Annotated in this window: 20 protein-coding genes; 19 read left to right on the top strand and 1 reads right to left on the bottom strand. The window is 70.7% G+C overall.

Annotation, left to right across the window (positions count from 1 at the left end):
* Positions 1-6 precede the first annotated feature (6 nt).
* Positions 7-1,872, top strand: a complete 1,866-nt coding sequence (locus tag DA085_RS16215; RefSeq protein WP_109474017.1) for a DUF294 nucleotidyltransferase-like domain-containing protein — start codon at positions 7-9, stop codon at positions 1,870-1,872.
* A complete protein-coding gene (locus tag DA085_RS16210) occupies positions 1,869-2,489 on the top strand; it encodes a 3'-5' exonuclease (RefSeq protein WP_109474016.1) in 621 nt (206 codons plus the stop codon). Before DA085_RS16215 ends, DA085_RS16210 begins: the two co-directional genes overlap by 4 nt.
* Positions 2,490-2,556: 67 nt before the next feature.
* On the opposite strand, the gene DA085_RS16205 is transcribed toward DA085_RS16210, so the two are convergent.
* Positions 2,557-3,531, bottom strand: coding sequence for a hypothetical protein (locus DA085_RS16205; RefSeq protein WP_109474015.1), 975 nt, complete (start codon positions 3,529-3,531; stop codon positions 2,557-2,559).
* Positions 3,532-3,658: 127 nt separating this feature from the next.
* Between DA085_RS16205 and DA085_RS21385 the strand changes: the two genes are divergently transcribed.
* The 17 genes from DA085_RS21385 to DA085_RS16120 all read left to right on the top strand — a co-directional run bounded on the left by DA085_RS21385 (position 3,659) and on the right by DA085_RS16120 (position 21,731).
* The gene (locus DA085_RS21385) at positions 3,659-3,871 is read left to right on the top strand and encodes a hypothetical protein (protein ID WP_109474014.1); all 213 of its coding nucleotides are present in this window, start codon (positions 3,659-3,661) and stop codon (positions 3,869-3,871) included.
* A 61-nt stretch (positions 3,872-3,932) separates the two neighbouring features.
* Positions 3,933-4,298, top strand: a complete 366-nt coding sequence (locus tag DA085_RS16195; protein ID WP_109474013.1) for an NADH-quinone oxidoreductase subunit A — start codon at positions 3,933-3,935, stop codon at positions 4,296-4,298.
* A gap of 74 nt (positions 4,299-4,372) precedes the next feature.
* The gene (locus tag DA085_RS16190) at positions 4,373-4,927 is read left to right on the top strand and encodes a NuoB/complex I 20 kDa subunit family protein (RefSeq protein WP_109474012.1); all 555 of its coding nucleotides are present in this window, start codon (positions 4,373-4,375) and stop codon (positions 4,925-4,927) included.
* Positions 4,924-5,649 (top strand): NADH-quinone oxidoreductase subunit C, encoded by a 726-nt coding sequence (locus DA085_RS16185; RefSeq protein ID WP_109474011.1) that lies wholly within the window; start codon positions 4,924-4,926, stop codon positions 5,647-5,649. The genes DA085_RS16190 and DA085_RS16185 overlap by 4 nt, the downstream gene beginning before the upstream one ends.
* The gene (locus DA085_RS16180) at positions 5,649-6,992 is read left to right on the top strand and encodes an NADH-quinone oxidoreductase subunit D (RefSeq protein ID WP_109474010.1); all 1,344 of its coding nucleotides are present in this window, start codon (positions 5,649-5,651) and stop codon (positions 6,990-6,992) included. Before DA085_RS16185 ends, DA085_RS16180 begins: the two co-directional genes overlap by 1 nt.
* Positions 6,989-7,753 carry an NADH-quinone oxidoreductase subunit NuoE gene (nuoE, locus tag DA085_RS16175; RefSeq protein WP_109474009.1) on the top strand — a complete coding sequence of 255 codons (765 nt, stop codon included), beginning with the start codon at positions 6,989-6,991 and terminating at the stop codon, positions 7,751-7,753. The genes DA085_RS16180 and nuoE overlap by 4 nt, the downstream gene beginning before the upstream one ends.
* The gene (nuoF, locus tag DA085_RS16170; RefSeq protein WP_109474008.1) at positions 7,750-9,063 is read left to right on the top strand and encodes an NADH-quinone oxidoreductase subunit NuoF; all 1,314 of its coding nucleotides are present in this window, start codon (positions 7,750-7,752) and stop codon (positions 9,061-9,063) included. The genes nuoE and nuoF overlap by 4 nt, the downstream gene beginning before the upstream one ends.
* The gene (locus DA085_RS16165) at positions 9,060-11,606 is read left to right on the top strand and encodes an NADH-quinone oxidoreductase subunit G (protein WP_109474007.1); all 2,547 of its coding nucleotides are present in this window, start codon (positions 9,060-9,062) and stop codon (positions 11,604-11,606) included. Before nuoF ends, DA085_RS16165 begins: the two co-directional genes overlap by 4 nt.
* Positions 11,603-13,123 (top strand): NADH-quinone oxidoreductase subunit NuoH, encoded by a 1,521-nt coding sequence (gene nuoH / locus DA085_RS16160; protein WP_109474006.1) that lies wholly within the window; start codon positions 11,603-11,605, stop codon positions 13,121-13,123. The genes DA085_RS16165 and nuoH overlap by 4 nt, the downstream gene beginning before the upstream one ends.
* Before the next feature lie 100 nt (positions 13,124-13,223).
* Positions 13,224-13,886 carry an NADH-quinone oxidoreductase subunit NuoI gene (nuoI, locus tag DA085_RS16155; RefSeq protein WP_109474052.1) on the top strand — a complete coding sequence of 221 codons (663 nt, stop codon included), beginning with the start codon at positions 13,224-13,226 and terminating at the stop codon, positions 13,884-13,886.
* Positions 13,883-14,686 (top strand): NADH-quinone oxidoreductase subunit J, encoded by an 804-nt coding sequence (locus DA085_RS16150; protein WP_109474005.1) that lies wholly within the window; start codon positions 13,883-13,885, stop codon positions 14,684-14,686. The genes nuoI and DA085_RS16150 overlap by 4 nt, the downstream gene beginning before the upstream one ends.
* Positions 14,683-14,982 (top strand): NADH-quinone oxidoreductase subunit NuoK, encoded by a 300-nt coding sequence (nuoK, locus tag DA085_RS16145; RefSeq protein WP_109474004.1) that lies wholly within the window; start codon positions 14,683-14,685, stop codon positions 14,980-14,982. The genes DA085_RS16150 and nuoK overlap by 4 nt, the downstream gene beginning before the upstream one ends.
* A gap of 18 nt (positions 14,983-15,000) precedes the next feature.
* On the top strand, positions 15,001-16,950 hold the full coding sequence (gene nuoL, locus DA085_RS16140) for an NADH-quinone oxidoreductase subunit L (protein WP_109474003.1): 1,950 nt from the start codon (positions 15,001-15,003) through the stop codon (positions 16,948-16,950).
* Complete coding sequence (locus DA085_RS16135) at positions 16,950-18,479, top strand: NADH-quinone oxidoreductase subunit M (protein ID WP_109474002.1); 1,530 nt, start codon at positions 16,950-16,952, stop codon at positions 18,477-18,479. Before nuoL ends, DA085_RS16135 begins: the two co-directional genes overlap by 1 nt.
* Positions 18,479-20,008 (top strand): NADH-quinone oxidoreductase subunit NuoN, encoded by a 1,530-nt coding sequence (gene nuoN / locus DA085_RS16130; protein ID WP_109474001.1) that lies wholly within the window; start codon positions 18,479-18,481, stop codon positions 20,006-20,008. The genes DA085_RS16135 and nuoN overlap by 1 nt, the downstream gene beginning before the upstream one ends.
* Complete coding sequence (locus DA085_RS16125; RefSeq protein WP_237565564.1) at positions 20,005-21,027, top strand: polyprenyl synthetase family protein; 1,023 nt, start codon at positions 20,005-20,007, stop codon at positions 21,025-21,027. The genes nuoN and DA085_RS16125 overlap by 4 nt, the downstream gene beginning before the upstream one ends.
* Positions 21,024-21,731: a 4'-phosphopantetheinyl transferase family protein gene (locus DA085_RS16120; RefSeq protein ID WP_109474000.1), complete on the top strand. Its 708-nt coding sequence runs from the start codon at positions 21,024-21,026 to the stop codon at positions 21,729-21,731. Before DA085_RS16125 ends, DA085_RS16120 begins: the two co-directional genes overlap by 4 nt.
* Positions 21,732-21,821: the final 90 nt, after the last annotated feature.

Raw genomic sequence — 21,821 nt, 5'->3', positions numbered from 1 at the left:
GCGGCAATGGTCGGCGAGGTCACCGAGGTCGCGGACTTCCTCGCCGCCCACGAGCCGTTTCGCGAGCTGCCGCAGCCCCTGCTGTCCACGCTGATCCGCCGGTCCTCGGTCCGCTACGCACGTCGCGGGACCCGGATCCTCTCGGTCGGCGAGGACAACGACGTGATGTATGTCCTGCGCTCCGGCGCGGTCGACATCACCGACTCCAGCGGCGGGCTCGTCGAGCGCAGCGACCCGGGGACCTCCTTCGGCATGTCCACGCTCGTCGAGCGGGCCCCGTCGCGCTACGACTTCACCGCGATCGAGGACTGCCTGCTGCTCGTCGTCCCCGAGTCCGCGTTCCGTGACCTGTGCGAGCGCGACCCCGGGTTCGCCGCCTTCTACACCTCCGCGCACACGGCGCGGCTGCGACGGGCACTGGGGGTGTTGCACGCGGCGAACCGGGGCGGTGCGGTGCTGCGCACCTCGCTCGGCGACCTGGTGCGCAGGCCGCCCGTGTCGGCCGCGCCGACGACCTCGGTCCGCGAGGCGGCCCGGCTGATGGCCAAGGAGCACGTGTCCTCGGTGCTGGTGCTGGACCGCGGCGAGCTGGTCGGCATCGTGACCGACCGTGACCTGCGCAGCCGGGTCCTCGCCGCCGGTCGTGACCCCGCCGTGCCCCTGTCGACCGTGATGACGCCACGGCCGGCGACGGCGCGCCCGGACGCGCTGGCCTTCGAGGCCCTCATGGAGATGGTCGACCGCACCATCCACCACCTCCCGGTGGTCGACGTCGGCGGGCGGGTCCTCGGTCTGGTCAGCAGCACGGACCTGATGCGACTGGAGCACAACAACCCCGTCTACCTGGTCGCTGACCTGCAGGCCGCCCCCGGTGCTGCGGAGCTGGCGGGGCTCGCCCGCCGCATCCCGGTGATCCTGGAGCAGCTGGTGGCCGAGGACGCCACCGCGCAGGACATGGGGCGGGTGGTCACCTCACTGGGTGATGCGATCGTCCGCCGGCTCCTCGTGCTGGCCGAGGCGGAGCTCGGGGCACCGCCGGTGCCCTACTGCTGGGTGGTCCTCGGCTCGCAGGCGCGGCACGAGCAGGGTCTCGGGAGCGACCAGGACCACGCGCTCGTGCTGGCTGACGGGGTGACCCGCGAGCAGGACGCCTACTTCGCGGCCCTGGCCGACCGTGTGTCGGCGGGTCTCACCGCGTGCGGCTATCCGCCGTGCCCCGGTGACGTGATGGCCACCAACCCGCGGTGGCGGGTGCCGGTGAGCACCTGGCGCGGCCACTTCGCGCGGTGGCTGGACACCCCTTCGCCGCAGGCGGTGCTCAACGGCTCGATCTTCTTCGACATGCGGCCGCTGCACGGCACCCACGAGCTGGTCGGGGCCCTGCGGGCCGACGTGCTGTCGCGCACCGGCCGGGCCGACCTGTTCCTGGCCTACCTGGCACAGCACGCTGTCGCGCGGCGCCCGCCGCTCGGCTTCTTCCGTGGCCTGGTGCTGGAGAAGGAGGGCGCGCACCGGGACAACCTGGACCTCAAGGCCGGTGGGGTGGCGGCGGTCGTCGAGCTGGCCCGGGTGCACGCCCTCCTGAACGGGCTGGATGAGGTCAACTCGCAGGCCAGGATCGTGGCAGCCACCCGTGCCGGGTCGCTGTCCGAGGGACTGGGGGCCGACCTGCAGGACGCGCACGAGTTCGTGTCCTACCTGCGGCTGCGGCACCAGGGGCGGCGGGTGCGTGCCGGTCACGCGCCGGACAACTTCGTGGACCCCTCGACACTGACCGACTTCGAGCGGCGCCACCTGCGCGACGCGTTCCGGGTCCTGCGCACCGCCCAGCAGGCGCTCACCCAGCGGCTGCCGCTGGAGCACCTGTCGTGACCCGTCCCCGCCGGCGTGGCGGTGCCGACCGGGCGCGGCCCGTCGGGGACCTGGAGCTCCTCGCGCTGGACCTGGAAACCACAGGCCTCGACCCGGCCCGGCACGAGGTGCTGAGCATCGGCACGGTCCCGGTGCACGGGCTCACCATCGAGCTGGGCGGCGCGCGGCAGTATGCCGTACGACCGGCCGGGAGCTCGGGCGTCGGTGGGAGTGCGGTCGTGCACGGCATCACCGACGACGCCGCGGCGGCCGGTGCCGGGCTCGAGGAGGTGCTGCCCCTGGTGCTGGCCGACCTCGGTGAGCGGGTCCTGCTGGCGCACCACGCGGCGATCGAGGTCGGCTTCCTGCGGTCAGCCTGCCGGACGCACGGCCTGATCCTGTCGGACGTCGTCGTCGTCGACACGGTGCGGCTACAGCGGCGGGTCCTGCGCCGTGACCGCCCGCACGGCCACGTCACCGAGGACGAGCTCGGTCTGGCCGCGGCACGTCGGCACCTCGGGCTCCCGCGCTACCGCTCCCACGACGCCCTCACGGACGCGCTCGCCTGCGCCGAGCTCTACCTCGCCCAGGTGGCGGCGCTCGGTGAGGGGCTCACGCTGCGCCAGCTCGTCCGCTGACCCGGGGTCGGGGGGTTCGTGAGTGAGTTCAGCACCCCTCTGGGGGCCTGGAACTCACTCACGAGCGTCAGACCGGACGCCTGGGCCGGGTCGCCGGAGCGTAGACCCAGCTGACCGCCTCGTCGATCGCGTCGTTGCGGTGCATCACCCAGCGGTTCCACAGGGTGACCAGCCGCGGCGAGAGCAGCAGCACCGCAGCCAGCCCGAGCAGGATGCCGGTGATCTGCCAGGTCGTGGCCTGCCGGTCGAACAGGGCGATCACCAGGAGCAGCAGGCCCATCACGGCACAGAACCCACCGGCGGCCAGGCTGACCAGCCCCAGGCAGAACGAGGAGCCGACCGTGGCCTGCTCGTCGATCCGCGTGCGCAGACCAGGCAGGCCGCGCTCCAGCTGGCCCGGTCGGTGCACGGCCCAGCCGAACAGGGCCGCCCGGGCACGCCGTTCGCCCCGGGCGGCCAGTGCCGGGGCGACCACTGCGAGCAGGAGGAGGGAGGCGACGAGGCACACCGCGCTGACGACGAGCAGCAGCTGCAGCCCCGGGACCATGCCGAGCACGCCACAGACCAGGAACCCCCAGCCGATGACGAAACCGGCCACGGCGCTCCAGGTGGACAGTCGCTGCCAGCCCCGGCCTGCCGCCCGACCCACGGCGCGCCCGGACTCGAGCTCCTCGCGAGCCGGCCCGGGCAGCTGGGGCGGCCCCACGTCATACGAGCGGCCCCTGACCCTCGGGTTCTGGGTCTCCTGCCGCCACTCCTGCCAGCGCTCCCGGAACGCCGCCGCCTCCTGCAGGGCCGTCACGCGGTGCTCGGCGAAGTGCAGGGCGGCCCGCTCGCGCGAGGCGTCCGCGGGGAGCCCGCTGGAGCGCAGGTAGGCCGACACCTGCTCCTCCGACAGGTGCCCCATCACCAGCAACGACTGCTGGTGCGGGGTGAGGGTGTCGGCGGGTTTCGGGGACCACGGCGGCTCCGGGTCGTCCAGCCGGCGCCCCGCCGCCGCCCCCGTCAGCCGGCCCAGGGCCTCGCGTGCTCTCGGTCTCATGTCGGCGTCCAGTGTCCGTGACGGGGCGGCTGCACACGAGGTGAGGGTCACCTAACTCCGCACTCCCGAAACGTCGTCCTAGACTGGCGCGGAGTTCGTGAATCCCTTCACAAGCGAGGCAGCCCAGGTGTCCCAGCCCACCCCGAGTGGTCCCCCCGTCGCGGCGGACGAGCCGGTCGACGTCACTGTCGTCGGCGCCGGTCCCGGCGGTTCGACGACCGCGGCCACCCTGGCGGTGGACAGCCCGGACCCGCTGCCGGGGGAGAGGACCGTCTTCGTCCGTGGCCGGGTCGATGACCGGCTGATCACGGCACTCGCGAAGCCGGCCCCTGCGGCATGATGACCACTGTGACCCCTAGGATTGGGCTGCCGACCAGCCAGCGCCGAAAGGAGTGTGGGTGATGGACTACCACCCGTACCTGCCGCTGTTGTTCTTCTTCGCACTCGGCCTGCTGTTCGCTGGTGGCTCGATGGGTGCCGGTGCCGTCGTCGGGCGCAGGACCTACAACCGCGCCAAGTCCGAGGCCTACGAGTGCGGCATCATGCCCACCCCGCGCGCCGCGGAGGGCGAGCGGGTGCCGATCAAGTTCTACCTGACGGCGATGCTGTTCATCATCTTTGACGTCGAGGTGCTCTTCCTCTACCCGTTCGCGGTGGCGTTCGACCAGGTGGGGCTCTTCTCCCTGCTGGCGATGCTGCTGTTCCTGGTCGTGGTCTCCGTGCCGTTCGTCTACGAGTGGAGCCGGGGTGGCCTGGAGTGGGACTGACCACCGACCGATGGAGTATGCCGTGTGCCCGGGTGCGCGGGACCGCTGAGTGTTGTGAAGGGACGGTGTGAGACGTGGGTCTTGAGGAAAAGCTCCCCTCGGGCTTCCTGCTGACCACGGTCGAGGGCCTGGTCGGGCAGATGCAGGCCCGTTCCGTGTGGCCGGCGACCTTCGGTCTGGCCTGCTGCGCCATCGAGATGATGGCCGTCGGGACGCCCGACTACGACATCGCCCGGTTCGGCATGGAGCGGTTCGCCGCGACGCCGCGCCAGGCCGACCTGATGATCGTCGCGGGCCGGGTGAGCCAGAAGATGGCACCCGTCGTGCGACAGGTCTACGACCAGATGCCCAACCCCAAGTGGGTCCTGTCGATGGGTGTCTGCGCCAGCTCCGGCGGCATGTTCAACAACTACGCGATCGTGCAGGGTGTGGACCACATCGTGCCCGTCGACATCTACCTGCCCGGCTGCCCGCCGCGCCCGCAGATGCTGCTCAACGCGCTGCTGTCCCTGCACGACTCGATCCGGGACACCAAGTTCGGTGTCGACCGGGTCGAGGCGGCGCGCAGGGCCGAGGCCGCCGCGCTGGCCGCGACGCCGACGCACGAGATGAAGGGGCTGCTGGCATGACGCACCCCACCCACCCGACCGACGACCTGCCGGCCGAGCAGAGCGAGGACGTCGCACGGGCCGCCGGCGAGCCCGTCGTCGTGGGCCGCAGGGTCGGGATGTTCGGCCCCAGCAGCGGCGGCGACACCTCCGGCTACGGCGGCCTGCAGCGGGACATCCTGTTCCCGGGCGCCGCCGACCGCCCCTACGGCGGCTACTTCGACGAGGTCGCGGACGCTCTGGAGCGAGCGACCGGCCCGGCCTACACCGAGGGCGTCACCGTGGTCATCGACCGTGGGGAGATGACGCTCCACGTGGAGCGTGAGCACCTGCTGACGATCGTGTCCGCGCTCCGCGACGAGCCCGACCTGCGGTTCGAGCTCTGCCTCGGCGTCAACGGCGTGCACTACCCGCAGCTGACCGGCGCCGAGCTGCACGCGGTGTTCAACTTCCTGTCGATCACCAACGGTGGCCGGCGGGTCCGGGTCGAGGTGTCCTGCAGCGATGAGGACCCGCACGTGCCCTCGATCGTGCCCATCTACCCCGCCAACGACTGGCACGAGCGGGAGACGTGGGACATGTTCGGCATCGTCTTCGATGGTCACCCGGCACTCACCCGCATCCTCATGCCGGACGACTGGCCGGGGCACCCGCAGCGCAAGGACTACCCGCTGGGCGGCATTCCGGTCGAGTACAAGGGCGCCACCATCCCGGCGCCGGACACGCGCAGGAGCTACAGCTGATGTCGACCCGCACCCACCAGGACCTCTACGCCGACGGTGAGGACCTCGGCGCCCCCGTGTTCACCGCCAGCGGCGGTGACTGGGACCAGATCGCGGCCGACGCGGCGACGCTCGGCGAGGAGCGGATCGTGGTCAACATGGGGCCGCAGCACCCCTCGACCCACGGCGTGCTCCGCCTCGTGCTGGAGCTGGACGGTGAGACGGTCCGCGAGGCCCGCGCCGGCATCGGCTACCTGCACACGGGCATCGAGAAGAACATGGAGTACCGCAACTGGACGCAGGGCACCACGTTCTGCACCCGGATGGACTACCTGACCCCGATCTTCAACGAGGCGGCCTACTGCCTGGCCGTCGAGAAGCTGCTGGGCATCACCGACCAGATCCCTCAGCGCGCCAACGACATCCGCGTGCTCATGATGGAGCTCAACCGGATCGGCTCGCACCTGATCTGCATGGGCACCGGCGGCATGGAGCTCGGTGCCACGACGGTCATGACGATCGGCTTCCGTGAGCGCGAGCGCATCCTGCGGTTCTTCGAGGCGGTCACCGGCCTGCGGATGAACCACGCCTACATCCGCCCCGGCGGCGTCGCCCAGGACGTGCCGGCGGAGGCCCTGGACGCCCTCGAGGCCGAGCTGCCCGACCTGCGTCGCGGCATCCGCGACCTGGAGAACCTGCTGCTGGAGAACCCCGTCTTCAAGGGGCGCACGGTCGACGTCGGCCACCTGGACCTGACCGGCTGCATGGCGCTGGGCATCACCGGGCCGATCCTGCGCTCCACCGGGCTGCCGATGGACCTGCGCAAGACCGACCCCTACTGCGGCTACGAGACCTACGAGTTCAACGTCGTCACCCGGGACAGCGCCGACGCCTACGGCCGTGCCTGCATCCGCATCGAGGAGATGTGGGAGTCGCTCAAGATCGCCGAGCAGGCCATCGCCCGCCTCCGCGAGAGCGAGGGGCAGCCGGTCATGGTGGCCGACAAGAAGATCGCCTGGCCCGCCCAGCTGTCCGTCGGCGCCGACGGGCAGGGCAACAGCCTGGAGCACATCCGGGCGATCATGGGTGAGTCGATGGAGTCGCTCATCCACCACTTCAAGCTGGTCACCGAGGGCTTCCGGGTGCCGCCGGGCCAGGCCTACGTGGGGATCGAGTCGCCCAAGGGCGAGCTCGGCGTGCACGCGGTCTCCGACGGCGGCACGCGACCGTTCCGGGCGCACTTCCGGGACCCCTCGTTCCACAACCTGCAGGCGGCGTCCGTGATGGCGGAGGGCGGCCTGGTGGCCGACGTCATCGTCGCGGTCGCCTCGATCGACCCCGTGATGGGAGGCGTGGACCGATGAGCACCGACGCCCACACCGACGACCCGCTGCACCGCTACACCCCGCTCCAGGCGAGCGAGGAGCCGTATGCCGAGGACGTCCTTGCTGGTCTGCGCGCCGACGCGGCGCAGATCATCGCCCGCTATCCGCAGAAGCGCTCGGCGCTCCTGCCGTTGCTGCACCTGGTCCAGTCCGTGGACGGTTATGTCACCGGCCGGGGTGTCGACCTGTGCGCCGAGCTGCTGGACCTGACGCGGGCGGAGGTGTCGGGTGTGGCGACCTTCTACACGCAGTACAAGCGCCACCCCAACGGCGAGTACACCGTCGGTGTCTGCACCAACACGCTGTGCGCCGTCCTGGGCGGAGACCAGATCTTCGACGAGGTCAGTGAGCACCTGGGGATCGGGCACGACGAGACGACCCCCGACGGCAAGATCACCCTCGAGCGGGTCGAGTGCAACGCGGCGTGCGACTTCGCGCCCGTGGTGATGGCCAACTGGGAGTTCTTCGACAACCAGACCCCGGAGAGCACCAAGAAGCTGGTCGACGACCTGCGCTCGGGCGCTCCGGTCGCCCCCACGCGCGGCGCGTCCCGGGTCTGCACCTTCAAGCAGGTGTCCCGGATGCTCGCCGGCTTCGAGGACGGTCTCGCCGACGAGGGCGTGGGCGCCGGACCGGCCTCGCTGGAGGGGCTGCGGATCGCCCGCGAGCGCGGCTGGACCGCGCCGTCTCCCGAGGGCTCGACGAAGGACACCGCGACGGACGAGGAGAAGGACGCGTGAGCACGCAGCTGACCCCGATCCTGACCAAGTTCTGGGATCACCCCACGAGCTGGACCCTGCAGACCTACGAGGACAACGGCGGCTACCAGGGGCTACGCACGGCCCTGCAGACCGACCAGGCCGACCTGGTCCAGATGGCCAAGGACTCCGGACTGCGCGGCCGCGGTGGGGCCGGGTTCCCCACCGGCCTGAAGTGGAGCTTCCTACCCCCGCCGGACGGTGGTCCGCGCTACCTGGTCGTCAACGCCGACGAGGCCGAGCCGGGCACGTGCAAGGACATCCCGCTGCTGATGGCCGCTCCGCAGTTCCTGATCGAGGGGATGATCATCACCTCCTTCGCGATCGGCTGCAACCACGCGTTCATCTACCTGCGCGGCGAGGTCGCGCACGTCCACCGACGGGTCCAGCGGGCGATCCAGGAGGCGTATGCCGCGGGGTACCTCGGCAAGGACATCCTGGGCACCGGGTTCGACCTCGACATCACCCTGCACTCCGGTGCCGGCGCCTACATCTGTGGCGAGGAGACCGCGCTGCTGGACTCGCTGGAGGGCCGCCGCGGTCAGCCCCGCCTCAAGCCGCCGTTCCCGGCGGTCGCCGGTCTGTACGCCCGCCCGACCGTGGTCAACAACGTCGAGTCGATCGCCTCGATCGCGCCGATCGCGGCACACGGTGCCGACTGGTTCGCGGGCATGGGCACCGAGAAGTCCCAGGGCTTCGGCATCTTCAGCCTCTCCGGCCACGTCACCCGGCCGGGCCAGTACGAGGCACCGCTGGGCATCACCCTGCGCGAGCTGCTGGACATGGCCGGTGGCATCCGCAGCGGGCACAAGCTGAAGTTCTGGACGCCGGGAGGCTCCTCCACCCCGATCTTCACCGACGCCCACCTGGACGTGCCCCTGGACTTCGAGTCGGTGGCCGCCGAGGGCTCCATGCTGGGCACCCGTGCCCTGCAGATCTTCGACGAGACCACCTCGGTCGTCCGGGCGGTCTCCCGCTGGACCGACTTCTATGCCCACGAGTCCTGCGGCAAGTGCACGCCCTGCCGCGAGGGCACCTTCTGGCTGAAGCAGATCATGCACCGGCTGGAGGCCGGTCGGGGCAGCCAGGACGACATCGACAAGCTCGTCGACATCTGTGACAACATCCTGGGCCGCGCGTTCTGTGCCCTCGGTGACGGTGCGACCAGCCCGATCACCTCCGCAGTGCAGTACTTCCGCGAGGAGTTCGAGGCCGGGATGCACACCCCGGCGGCCGAGCTGTTCCCGCCGGAGCGCTCGACGCTGTTCGCGAAGGAGAGCCAGCCAGCATGACCGTCAACACCTCACCCGCAGCCGGGGGCAACGCCGTTACCGACGGGGGCAACGCCGAGGTCCCGGCCCAGCCGGACGTGCCCATGGTGTCCCTGACCATCGACGGTGTCGATGTCAGCGTCCCCGAGGGCACCCTGGTGATCCGCGCCGCCGAGCAGATCGGCGTGCAGATCCCACGGTTCTGCGACCACCCGCTGCTCGACCCCGTGGGAGCCTGCCGCCAGTGCATGGTGGAGGTCGCCACCCCGGACCGCGAGGGCAACGTCCGGCCGATGCCCAAGCCGCAGGCCTCCTGCACCCTCGCCGTCTCCCCGGGCATGCAGGTCAAGACCCAGCACACATCGCCCGTGGCCGACAAGGCGCAGCACGGTCAGATGGAGTTCCTGCTGATCAACCACCCGCTGGACTGCCCCGTCTGCGACAAGGGTGGCGAGTGCCCCCTGCAGAACCAGGCCATGTCCAACGGGCGGCCGACCTCGCGCTTCGAGGACATCAAGCGGACCTACCCCAAGCCGATCAACATCTCCTCGCAGGTGCTGCTCGACCGCGAGCGCTGTGTCCTGTGTGCCCGCTGCACCCGGTTCTCCGACCAGATCGCCGGTGACCCGTTCATCGCCCTGATCGAGCGTGGCGCGCTGCAGCAGGTCGGCATCTACGAGGAGAAGCCGTTCGAGTCCTACTTCTCGGGGAACACCGTCCAGATCTGCCCGGTCGGGGCCCTGACCGGCGCGGCCTACCGGTTCCGCTCCCGTCCGTTCGACCTGGTGTCCACCACGAGCGTGTGCGAGCACTGCGCCTCCGGCTGCTCCATCCGCACCGACCACCGCCGTGGCACCGTCCTGCGCCGCATGGCGCTGGAGGACACGGCGGTCAACGAGGAGTGGAACTGCGACAAGGGCCGGTGGGCCTTCACCTACGCCACCCAGCCGGACCGGCTGCGCGACCCCGTGGTCCGCGGCGCCGACGGGCAGTACCACGTCGCCACCTGGGACGAGGCGCTGGCCGCCGCGGCCCGTGGTCTGGCGGCGGCCCGGGCCGACGGTGGTGTCGGCGTGCTCGTGGGCGGCCGCAGCTCCGTGGAGGACGGATACGCCTACAGCAAGTTCGCCCGCACGGTCCTCGGCACCAACGACATCGACTTCCGCGCCCGGCCCCACTCGGCTGAGGAGGCCGACTTCCTGGGGTCCCACGTCGTGCGGAACACGTCCGTGACCTACGCCGACATCGAGGCCGCCTCCTCGGTGCTCCTGGTCGGACTGGAGCCCGAGGACGAGAGCCCCATCCTGTTCCTGCGGCTGCGCAAGGGCTTCCTGAAGAACAAGACATCGGTCTATGCGGTGGCGCCGTTCGCGACCCGCGGGCTCACCAAGGTGGGCGGCACCCTCATCCCCGCCGCCCCGGGCACCGAGACCGAGATCCTGCAGGCCCTGGCCGCGGACCGGTCCGGCGCCGCGGGCGACGGCACCGACCCGGTCGTCGCGGCGGCGGCCGGGCTGACCGCCGACTCGGTCATCCTGGTCGGCGAGCGTCTCGCGCTCGTGCCCGGTGGGCTGTCCGGTGCCGCGGCCCTGGCCGAGGCCACGGGTGCCCGGTTGGCCTGGGTGCCCCGCCGCGCCGGTGAGCGTGGCGCCGTCGAGGTCGGTGCCCTGCCCAACCTCCTGCCCGGTGGCCGGCCGGTGGCCGACGACTCAGCCCGTGACGCGGTCGCCCGCGCCTGGGGAGCCGGCCTGCCCGCCGAGCCCGGTCGGGACACCGACACGATCCTGGCGGCTGCCGCCGACGGTGCCCTGTCCGCGCTCGTCGTCGGTGGCGTGGACCCCGACGACCTGGCCGACCCGGCCCTGGCGCGGGCCGCCCTGGCCGGCACGTTCGTGGTCTCGCTGGAGTTCCGTGAGTCGGTCGTCCACGAGTTCGCCGACGTCATCCTCCCGGTAGCCCCGCAGCAGGAGAAGGCGGGCGCGTTCGCCGACTGGGAGGGGCGCCTGCGGACCTTCGACAAGGCCCTGGAGTCCAGCGCCCTGAGCGATCACGGTGTCCTGGACCTGGTGGCCGCCGAGATGGGCGTCCAGCTCGGCGCCCGGGACATCACGGCGCTCCGCCGCGAGATGACCGAGCTCGGTTCCTGGGACGGGACCAGCAGCCTGCGGCGCGTTCCCGCGGCGGAGCCGGCGCGGCCGGGTCACGGCGAGGCCGTGCTGTCCACGTGGCACCACCTGCTGGACAACGGGTCGCTGCAGGACGGCGAGCCGTTCCTGGCGGGGACCGCACCGCGCCCGGTGGCGCGGATCTCCGCGGCCACCGCCGAGGCGGCCGGGGTGGCCGACGGCGGGCCTCTTGCGGTCAGCACGGACCGGGGCACGATCACGCTGCCGGTGGAGCTCACCGTCATGCCCGACCATGTGGTCTGGCTCCCCACCAACTCTCCCGGGTCCGCCGTCCGTGCCACCCTCGGCGCTGAGTCCGGCGACCTCGTCCGGATCGGGCTCGGTGACGCCGGGTCCGCGGCATCCGAGAGCCACACCGTCACAGGAGGCCTGGCATGAGTGCGCTCAGCTCGGTCAGCGAGCTCGCTGTCCACGCCCCGTCGATGCTGGCGGCCGTCCCGATGGCGGACGGGCCGCGTGCCGACTTCAGTGACACGCCGTGGTGGCTGTCGGCGATCAAGGCCGTCGGCATCTTCGTCTACCTGCTCGTCTCGGTGCTCATCGTCATCTGGTTCGAGCGACGCGTCATCGGACGCATGCAGCAACGACCGGGACCCAACCGGTTCGGTCCCTTCGGGCTGCTCCAGACCCTGGCCGACGGGCTGAAGCTGATGATGAAGGAGGACGTCACCCCCAAGAACGCGGACAAGGTGATGTTCATCCTCGCCCCGTTCCTGGTGGGCGCCCTGGCCTTCGTCTCCTTCGGCATCATCCCGATGGGCGGTGAGGTGTCGGTGTTCGGGCACACCACGCCGCTGCAGCTGACGGACACCCCCGTCGCCACGCTGCTGGTGCTGGCGGTGGCCGGTGTCGGCGCCTACGGCTTCGTGCTGGCCGGTTGGTCGTCGGGCTCGACCTACCCCCTGCTGGGTGGTCTGCGCTCGACGGCCCAGGTGGTCTCCTACGAGATCGCGATGGGGCTGTCCCTGGTCGCGGTCTTCCTCTACGCCGGCTCGATGTCCACCAGTGAGATCGTGGCCGCTCAGGACCGCTGGTGGTTCGCCTTCCCGCTGTTCTTCTCGTTCGTGGTCTACGTCATCACGATGGTCGGCGAGACCAACCGGCTGCCCTTCGACCTCGCCGAGGGCGAGGGTGAGCTCGGTGGCGGTTTCCACACCGAGTACTCCTCGATGAAGTTCGGCATGTTCTTCCTCGGTGAGTACATCAACATGTTCACCGTCTCCGCCCTCGCCACGACCCTCTTCCTCGGTGGCTACCACGCTCCCTGGCCCATCGGCGCCATCAACGACGGGATGTTCAGCGAGGGCTGGTGGGGCCTGCTGTGGTTCACCGGCAAGATGTGGTGCTTCATCTTCTTCTACGTCTGGCTCCGTGGCTCCCTGCCCCGAGTCCGCTACGACCAGTTCATGAAGTTCGGCTGGAAGGTCCTCATCCCGCTGTCCCTCGTCTGGGTCGTCGCGGTGATCCTGATGCGCGCCGCCGACCCGGGTGTGGGCTACTTCGGCGAGGGCCGCCTGCCCGTCATCATCACCACGGCCCTGGTCATCATCGGGGTGGTCGGCGGCATCATGCTGCTCATGTCGCGGCTGGAGAAGAAGGAGGCGCAGACCCTCGAGGACCGGCGCCCCCCGGTCGAGGTCGACCCCTTCGCCGGCGGCTTCCCCGTGCCCCCGCTGCCGGGGCAGACGCTCGTCGAGCCGACCACCCGACGCCCGGCGGTGGCCGCCGCCCAGCCGGTCGCCGGCCACACCGGCGACGGGCTCGACCCGGCGACGACCGGCACCCGGACGAGCACGATCGTGGCCGACCACGACGACACCTCAGCTCCCGCAGAGAGCGACGACCCCTCTGCGCCCGCAGAACCCGACACCGACGGGGAGGACACCCGTGGCTGAGCGCAAGCCGCCCAAGCACGCCGACAACGGCGCCGCCGAGTCACCCACCGAGCCCGGCCAGGAGGTCGCCAGGGTCCCGGAGCGGGACCAGGCTCCCGCCCTGGTCACCCGGCCGGACGGGTCCCGCGAGAAGCCCGGCTTCCTGGAGGAGCTGTTCGCGCCCGTCGCCGGCTTCGGCGTCTCCTTCGGCACGATGTTTCGCAAGGTCTACACCGAGGAGTACCCCGAGAAGCCCCGCCCCACGGCCGCGCGTTTCCACGGCCGTCACCAGCTCAACCGGCACCCGGACGGGCTGGAGAAGTGCGTGGGCTGCGAGCTGTGCGCCTGGGCGTGCCCGGCGGACGCGATCTACGTCGAGGGCGCGGACAACACCGAGGAGGCACGGTTCTCGCCCGGTGAGCGCTACGGCCGCGTCTACCAGATCAACTACCTGCGCTGCATCTTCTGCGGCCTGTGCATCGAGGCCTGCCCCACCCGGGCGCTGACGATGACCAACGAGTACGAGCTGGCCGACAGCGAGCGGGCGCCGTTGATCTACGAGAAGCACCAGCTGCTCGCCCCGCTGCGCGAGGGGCAGCTGCCGCCGCCCTTCCCGATGGCGGACGGCACGAGCGAGCGCGACTACTACCGCGGCACGGTCACGGCTCCGACCCGGGCCCAGCGCGACTACGTCTTCTCCCGCGACAAGGCGGCCCAGCGGGCCGCGGAGGCCGACGGGGCCACCGGCACCGCGGGCCACGACCACGAGGAGGTGTCCCGGTGAGCGGTGGTGAGGCCCTGCTCTTCTGGGTGCTCGGCCCCACCTGCGTCCTGGGTTCCCTCGGGCTCCTGTTCGCACGCAAGGCGGTGCACGCCGCCATGGCCATGGCACTCGTCATGGTCGGGCTGGGCATCTTCTACATCGCCCAGTACGCCGAGTTCGTCGGGATCATCCAGATCTTCGTCTACTCCGGTGCGGTGATGATGCTCTTCCTCTTCGTCATCATGACGGTGGGCGTGGAGTCGACCACCTCGTCGGTCGAGACGATCGGCGGGCAGCGCATCTGGGGCTGGCTCCTGGCGCTGCTCTTCCTGGGAGTGGCGGCCTTCGGCCTGGGCCGGGTCACCTTCCCCGAGCCGGTCGGCCTCGACGCCGCGCAGACCGAGGGCACGGTCACGGCCCTGGCCCGCGAGATCTTCAGCCGGCAGGTCTTCAGCTTCGAGGTCCTCGGCTCGCTCCTGGTCATCGCCGTGATGGGCGCCATGGTGCTGGCCCACCGCGAGCGGTTGGTGCCGCGCCGCACCCAGCGCGAGCTGGCGGCCGAGCGCGTCCGGTCCAACTCCTTCGTCGCGGGCAAGCCGGCACCCGGCGTCTACGCCCGGCACAACGCCTCGGACACCCCGGCCCTGCTGCCCGACGGCACACCGGCCGCCGTCTCGGTCCCCCGGGTCCTGGTCGCCCGCGGTCAGGAGCACCCGGTGCCCTACCGCGGCATCGACCCGGCCGGTGACACCCCGGAGACCGAGGACGCTGACCTCCCGGCCCCGAGCCGGTCCGCCACGACCAGGGGGGAGCAGGCATGAGCCTGTCGGTCTACATCTACCTGGCCACGATCCTGTTCACGATCGGTGCGCTCGTCGTCCTGCTGCGCCGCAACACCATCATCGTGTTCATGGGTGTGGAGCTGATGCTCAACGCCTGCAACCTGGCCCTGATCACCTTCTCGCGCATGCACGGCAACCTCGACGGGCAGGTCTACACCCTGTTCGTGATGGTCGTCGCCGCCGCCGAGGTGGTCGTGGGTCTGGCGATCATCATGTCCATCTATCGGGCGCGCCGCTCGGCCTCGGTCGACGACGCCAACCTACTGAAGCTGTAAGGAGCGAGCCACGTGTCTGTGCTTGAGACATCGGCCGGCCTCGCGCTCGCCGATCCCAGTGCTGTCCGGGCCATCGAGGCCACGGGCACCTCTGCCCTGGCCTGGCTGCTCATCGCGCTGCCGCTGCTCGGTGCCGGGCTGCTGCTGGTCGGGGGGCGGGCGACCGACAAGTTCGGCCCCCTCCTGGCGACCCTGCTCTCCTGGGGCAGCTTCGTCGTCGGGGCACTGGTCGTGCTGCAGCTCGCCGGCCTGGGCGCCGAGGAGCGCTCCCTGTCGGTCCCGCTCTGGGACTGGGTGACCACGGGCAACCTGTCGGTCCACGCCGGGCTGCTCATCGACCCACTGTCCATGGCGTTCGTGCTGCTGATCACCTTCGTGGGCTCGCTGATCCACGTCTACTCGCTCGGCTACATGCAGCACGACCCCGACAAGCGCCGGTTCTTCGCCTACCTGAACCTCTTCGTCGCGGCGATGCTCATCCTCGTGCTGGCCGACTCCTACCTGTTGCTGTTCGTCGGCTGGGAGGGCGTGGGCCTGGCGTCCTACCTGCTCATCGGGTTCTGGAACCACAACCCGGCCTACGCGAGCGCTGCCAACAAGGCGTTCGTCGTCAACCGGATCGGTGACTTCGCGCTCATCATCGCGATGGCCTACATGCTCTACACCTACGGGGCGCTCGACTACGCAACGGTGCACGGTGAGGCGGGCTCCGCCGCCACCACCACGCTGACCGTCATCGGCCTGCTGCTCCTGCTGGGGGCCTGTGGCAAGTCCGCACAGTTCCCGCTCCAGAGCTGGCTGGGCGACGCGATGGCCGGCCCCACGCCGGTGTCCGCCCTCATCCACGCCGCGACCATGGTCACCGCCGGTGTCTACCTCGTCGCCCGGAGCCAGGCGATCTACGACCTCACGCCCGACGCCCGCCTCGCGGTGGCCATCGTCGGAGCGATCACCCTGCTCTACGGTGCGATCGTCGGCTGTGCCAAGGACGACATCAAGAAGGCCCTAGCCGCCTCGACGATGAGCCAGATCGGCTACATGATGCTCGCCGTCGGGCTCGGCCCGATCGGCTACATCTACGCGATCTTCCACCTCATCACCCACGGCTTCTTCAAGGCAGGGATGTTCCTGGGTGCCGGTTCGGTGATGCACGCGATGAACGACCGGGTCGACATGCGCCGGTTCGGCGCGCTGGGCAGGGAGATCAAGACCACCTGGATCACCTTCGGCGCGGGTTGGCTGGCCATCATCGGCTTCCCCTTCACCGCGGGCTGGTTCTCCAAGGACCACATCATCGAGTCGGCGTTCTCGGCGCCGGGCTGGCAGGGCTGGGTCTTCGGCCTCGTGGCGCTGCTGGGCGCGGGGATCACCGCCTTCTACATGTCGCGGCTGTTCTTCATGACCTTCCACGGCAAGGCCCGTTGGGAGGACGACGCCGCCCCGCACGAGTCGCCCCTGACCATGACCGTCCCGATGATGGTGCTGGCCGTCGGCTCGCTGGTGCTGGGTGCCGTCCTGTACCCGACCGGCGTCCTGACCGGCTGGCTGGAGCCCGTCTTCGGCCACGGCGAGGCGCACGAGTCGCTCATCCCGCTCATCGGGATCCAGGTGAGCGTGTTCGTGCTCATGGCACTGGGCGTCGCCCTGGCCTGGCTGCGCTACGGCCGTGACGAGGTGCCGGTCGTGGCGCCCGTCGGGTCGTTCGCGACACGGGCCGCCCGGCAGGACCTCTTCCAGGACGAGTTCAACGAGACCTTCCTGCGACGTCCCGGGGCCGGCCTCGTGGCCGGTCTGGAGGTCGCGGACAACGACGTCATCGACGGCGGCATGGTCGGCGGCACCAGCCGTGGCCTGGCCGGCGTGGCCAACGTCGTGCGGCAGGCCCAGAACGGCTTTGTCCGCTCCTATGCCCTGACGATGCTTGCCGGCATCGTCGCCATCCTCGGTGCTGTGTGGGTGATTCAGTGATGTCCGACATGCCCTGGTTGTCGATCATGCTGGCGGTGCCGGCGCTGGGCGCCCTCGCCCTGGTCCTCATGCCGCGTGGCTTCGCGAGGGCACGCGAGTTCGCCCTCGGAGTCTCGCTACTGACCTTCGTCCTGGCGCTGTTCGCCGGGCTGGAGTTCATTGTCGGCAACAGCAAGATGCAGCTGGTCGAGGAGTACTCCTGGATCCCGCAGTTCGGGGTCAGCTTCGCCCTCGGCGTCGACGGCATCGCGCTCTCGATGATCATGCTCAGCGTGATCCTGGTGCCGATCTGCCTGGTGGCCGCCTGGGACGACGTCCCCGCGGACGGCAGCCGCCGCCTCCAGGGCTACGTGGCCTGGATCCTGCTGCTCGAGGCGATGATGATCGGTGTCTTCGCGGCCACCGATGTCTTCCTCTTCTACATCTTCTTCGAGGCCATGCTGGTCCCGGTCTACTTCCTGATCGGTCAGTACGGCGGGCCGGACCGCGCCCGGGCGGCGACGAAGTTCCTGCTCTACTCGCTGCTCGGCGGCCTCATCATGCTCGTGGCCGTCATCGGCCTCTACACGGTCGGGCCCGGCGGCAGCGACGGCTTCCTGCTCGCCAACCTCACGGGCCTGGAGATCGGTGGCCTGACCGAGAAGCTGCTGTTCCTCGGCTTCTTCATCGCCTTCGCGATCAAGGCGCCCATGTTCCCGGTTCACACCTGGCTGCCCCATGCCGCGACCGAGGCCCGTCCGGCCACGGCGGTCCTGCTCGTCGGTGTGCTCGACAAGGTCGGCACCTTCGGCATGCTGCGCTTCTGCCTCCAGATGTTCCCCGAGGCGAGCCGCTGGGCCACCCCGGTGGTCATCGTGCTGGCGGTCACCTCGGTCATCTACGGTGCCCTGCTGGCAATCGCACAGAAGGACATGATGCGCCTGATCGCGTTCACCTCGATCAGCCACTTCGGCTTCATCGTGCTGGGCATCTTCGCCATGACGACCGTCAGCCAGACCGGGTCGACGCTCTACATGGTCAACCACGGCTTCACCACGGCGGCACTGTTCCTCATCGCCGGCATGCTGGTGGCGCGGCGGGGGTCGCGGACCATCGCCGACTACGGCGGCTGGCAGCGGGTCACCCCGCTCATCGCGGGCACGCTGCTGATCGCCGGTCTGTCCGGCCTGTCGCTGCCGGGGCTCAACGCGTTCGTCTCGGAGTTCCTGGTCATCGTGGGCACCTTCCAGCGCTACCCGGCCGCCGCCGTCCTCGGCGCGACCGGAGTGATCCTGGCGGCCCTGTACATCCTGCTCTGGTACCAGAAGATCGCCACCGGCCCGCGGCCCGAGGACGTGGCGAGCACCACGCGCGACATGACCGTGCGTGAGAAGTTCGTCGTGGCGCCCCTCATCGCCGCCTTCCTGGTGCTCGGTTTCTATCCCAAGCCCGTCATCGACCTGTTGGAGCCCGCGGTGACCACCACCCTGCAGCACGTCGGCGTCACCGACCCGGCGCCCACCGTCACGGCCGAGGGGAGCGAGGGCTGATGTTCGACGCCCCAGAGATCAACTACCTGGCGATCCTGCCGCTGATCATCGTCTTCGGCGGCGGGCTCATCGGCTGCCTGCTCGAAGGCTTCCTCGCCCGCGGCCAGCGCGTCCGCGTCCAGCTCTGGCTGACCGTGGCCACCCTCGTCGCCGCCCTGGTGGTGCTCGTCTGGCTGGCCCGCGACAACCAGGGCATCACCGCTGCCGGCACCGTGACGGTCGACGGACCGACCCTGATGATCCAGGGCCTGGTCCTCTCGCTCTCGGTCATCGGCGTCCTGGTCATGAGCGAGCGGCTCGGCGGCACCACGCCGGACGCGTTCACGCAGGCCGGCGTCTCGGTCCCGGGCTCCCACGAGGAGGCCGAGGCCGTTCGCCTGGGTGGCACGACCACCGAGATCTACCCGTTGACCCTGCTGTCGGTCGGCGGCATGATGCTCTTCCCCGCGGCCAACGACCTGCTCCTGATGTTCATCGCCCTGGAGATCCTGTCCCTGCCGCTCTACGTGCTGTCCGGACTGGCGCGTCGTCGCCGCCTGCTGTCGCAGGAGGCGTCGCTGAAGTACTTCCTCCTCGGCGCGTTCTCCTCGGCCTTCTTCCTGTTCGGTGCGGTGCTGCTCTACGGTTACGCCGGCTCCATGCGCCTGGATGCCATCGCCGACGCGATCGGCACCGAGACCGGCATGGACGGACTGCTGGTCCCGGGCATCTTGCTGCTGGCCTCCGGCCTGCTGTTCAAGGTCGGCGCGGTGCCGTTCCACTCCTGGACCCCCGATGTCTACCAGGGCGCGCCCACCCCGGTGACCGGCTTCATGGCCGCGTGCACCAAGGTCGCCGCCTTCGGTGCGATGCTGCGGCTGTTCTACGTCGGTCTGGAGGCCGCCCGTCTGGACTGGCAGCCGATCGTCGCCGCGATCGCCGCGGTCACGATGGTCGTCGGCGCGGTGCTGTCGATCGTGCAGACGGATGTCAAGCGGATCCTCGCGTACTCCTCGATCGCCCATGCCGGCTTCGTCCTGACGGGTCTGGTCGCGATGCAGGAGGTCGGGGCGTCGAGCACGATGTTCTACCTGGCCGCCTACGGCTTCATGACCATCCCGGCCTTCGCCCTGGTGGCGCTGGTCCGCTCGGCCGGCAGCGAGGCCACCCACATCAACCAGTGGTCCGGCTTGGGGCGGCGCTCACCCTGGATGGCGGCAGCCTTCTCGTTCCTGCTGCTGGCCTTCGCCGGGATCCCGCTGACCTCGGGCTTCACGGGGAAGTTCGCGGTGTTCGCGGCGGCCGTGGCCAACGACTACGCCTGGCTGGCAGTCATCGGTGTGCTGGCCAGCGCGGTGACGGCCTACATCTACTTCAAGCTGATCGTGACCCTCTACTTCGGGGACACGCGCAGTGACACGGCTGTCGTGGCTCCCTCCGCGCTCACCACGTTCGCGGTCGTCACCGGCGTCCTGGTGACGCTCGGCCTGGGGATCGCACCGGCGCCGGTGCTCGAGCTCGCCGCGAACGCCGCGCAGTTCCTGCGGTGACCGGGCAGGACGTGTCCACCCAGCTCGTCCCCGGGGTCGACCCGGCCCTGAACGACCGTCTGGTCGCGGGGCTCGAGGCGGTCCAGCACCGTCTGCACCAGGTCGTCGACCACGAGGACGAGTTCATCGCCGGCGCGTCGCGCTACCTCAGCGACGCCGGGGGCAAGCGGTTCCGACCCATGCTGACGCTGTTGGCCGCGGAGGTGGGGCGGTCGCCGATGGACGGCACGACGGCGAGTGCCGCGGTGGTCGACGCCGCAGTGGGGGTGGAGCTGACGCACCTCGCCTCGCTGTACCACGACGACGTCATGGACGAGGCCGAGCTGCGCCGAGGGATCCCCAGCGCCAACGTGGCCTTCGACAACTCGACCTCGATCCTGGTCGGCGACCTGCTGTTCGGCACGGCGTCCAAGATCATCTCGGGGCTGGGGGCCGAGGCCGTGGGCATCCAGGCCGACACCTTCGTCCGACTCTGCGCCGGGCAGATCCGGGACGACCGGCCCGTTCCGGCCGGGGTCGACCCGGTGGACCACTACCTGGGAGTCCTCGCCGACAAGACCGGTGCGCTGATCGCGACCGCGGCGCGCTACGGCGCCATGTTCGCCGGGTGCGACGGCGACACCGTCGACCTGCTCACGGAGTACGGCGAGAAGGTCGGCATGGTCTTCCAGCTGGCGGACGACCTGCTCGACATCGCCTCCGACTCGGCAGACTCCGGCAAGACGCCCGGGACCGACCTGCGCGAGGGCAAGGCGACCCTGCCGGTCCTCATCGCCCGCACGTCCACCGACCCGGCCGACGAGCGGCTCACGCAGCTGCTCGCCGGACCCATCCCGGACGAGGCCGAGCTCCAGGAGGCGCTGGAGCTGCTGCGTGCCCACCCGGCGATGGACGCCGCCCGCGCCCACACGCTGCGGGTGGCTGACGAGGCGCGGGCGACGCTCGCCCCGCTCCCGGACGGTCCCGCCGTCCAGGCACTCCGCGTGCTGGTCGACGGCGTCGCGCTCCGCTCGTCGTGACCGCGTGGCCCACCGCGGGCCGCACCGTCGTCGAGTGGACACCCCGTGAGGGACTCCCAGTCGTCGAGGACTGGCTGAGCGCCGAGGAGGTGTCCCGGTGGCACCGCCAGATCGCCCCGTCCGGTCTGCGCTGGGCCGCCGCGCGCTGCTGGGTCAGGGCCCGGCTGGCCGTGCGGCTCGGCTGTGACCCCCGCTCGGTCCCGATCTCGGTGGACGCGCAGGGGAGGCCCCGACTCGATGGAGCCCTCCGGTCAGGCGATCTCAACATCTCGCACACCGACAGTGTGCTCGTGCTCGCGGTCTCGGCGGAGCGGGTCGGGGTGGACGTCGAGGAGCCACCGCCGGTCGACGAGGACCTCCTCGTGCTGGCCCGTGTCGTCGCGACACCGGCGGAGCTGGAACAGCTGCGGGCCGTCGAGCCAGCGGGCCGGGCCAGCGCCTTCCAGCGGTGGTGGGTGCGCAAGGAGGCGGTGCTCAAGGCCGACGGCTCGGGCTTTCTGCGCGACCCGCGACTCGTGCACGTCGGGGTGACGCAGGTCCAGGCGCCGGAGCCGTGGGTCGTGACCGACCTGGGTGAGCTGCGGGACGCCTCCTCGACGTTGGCCTGGCCGCGCACCCTGCTGGCGACCGCGTCCCCGCGACCGGTCCCGGTGGACCCTCCGCAGGTCGTCAGGTCTGGGCACCGGACCCCGCCCGTCTGCTGAGCCACCGGGACCGGAACGGTCCCGACCCGCGGGGTGCGGGTCGGGACCGTGCCGTTCTCTGTGGGGCTCAGCCCCTGCCGCTGGCCCTAA

Source organism: Ornithinimicrobium cavernae, assembly GCF_003121625.1.
GTDB classification, from domain to species: Bacteria; Actinomycetota; Actinomycetes; order Actinomycetales; family Dermatophilaceae; genus Ornithinicoccus; species Ornithinicoccus cavernae.
Note: the sequence above shows the minus strand (reverse complement) of the source record. Positions and strands in the feature narration are given on the sequence as shown.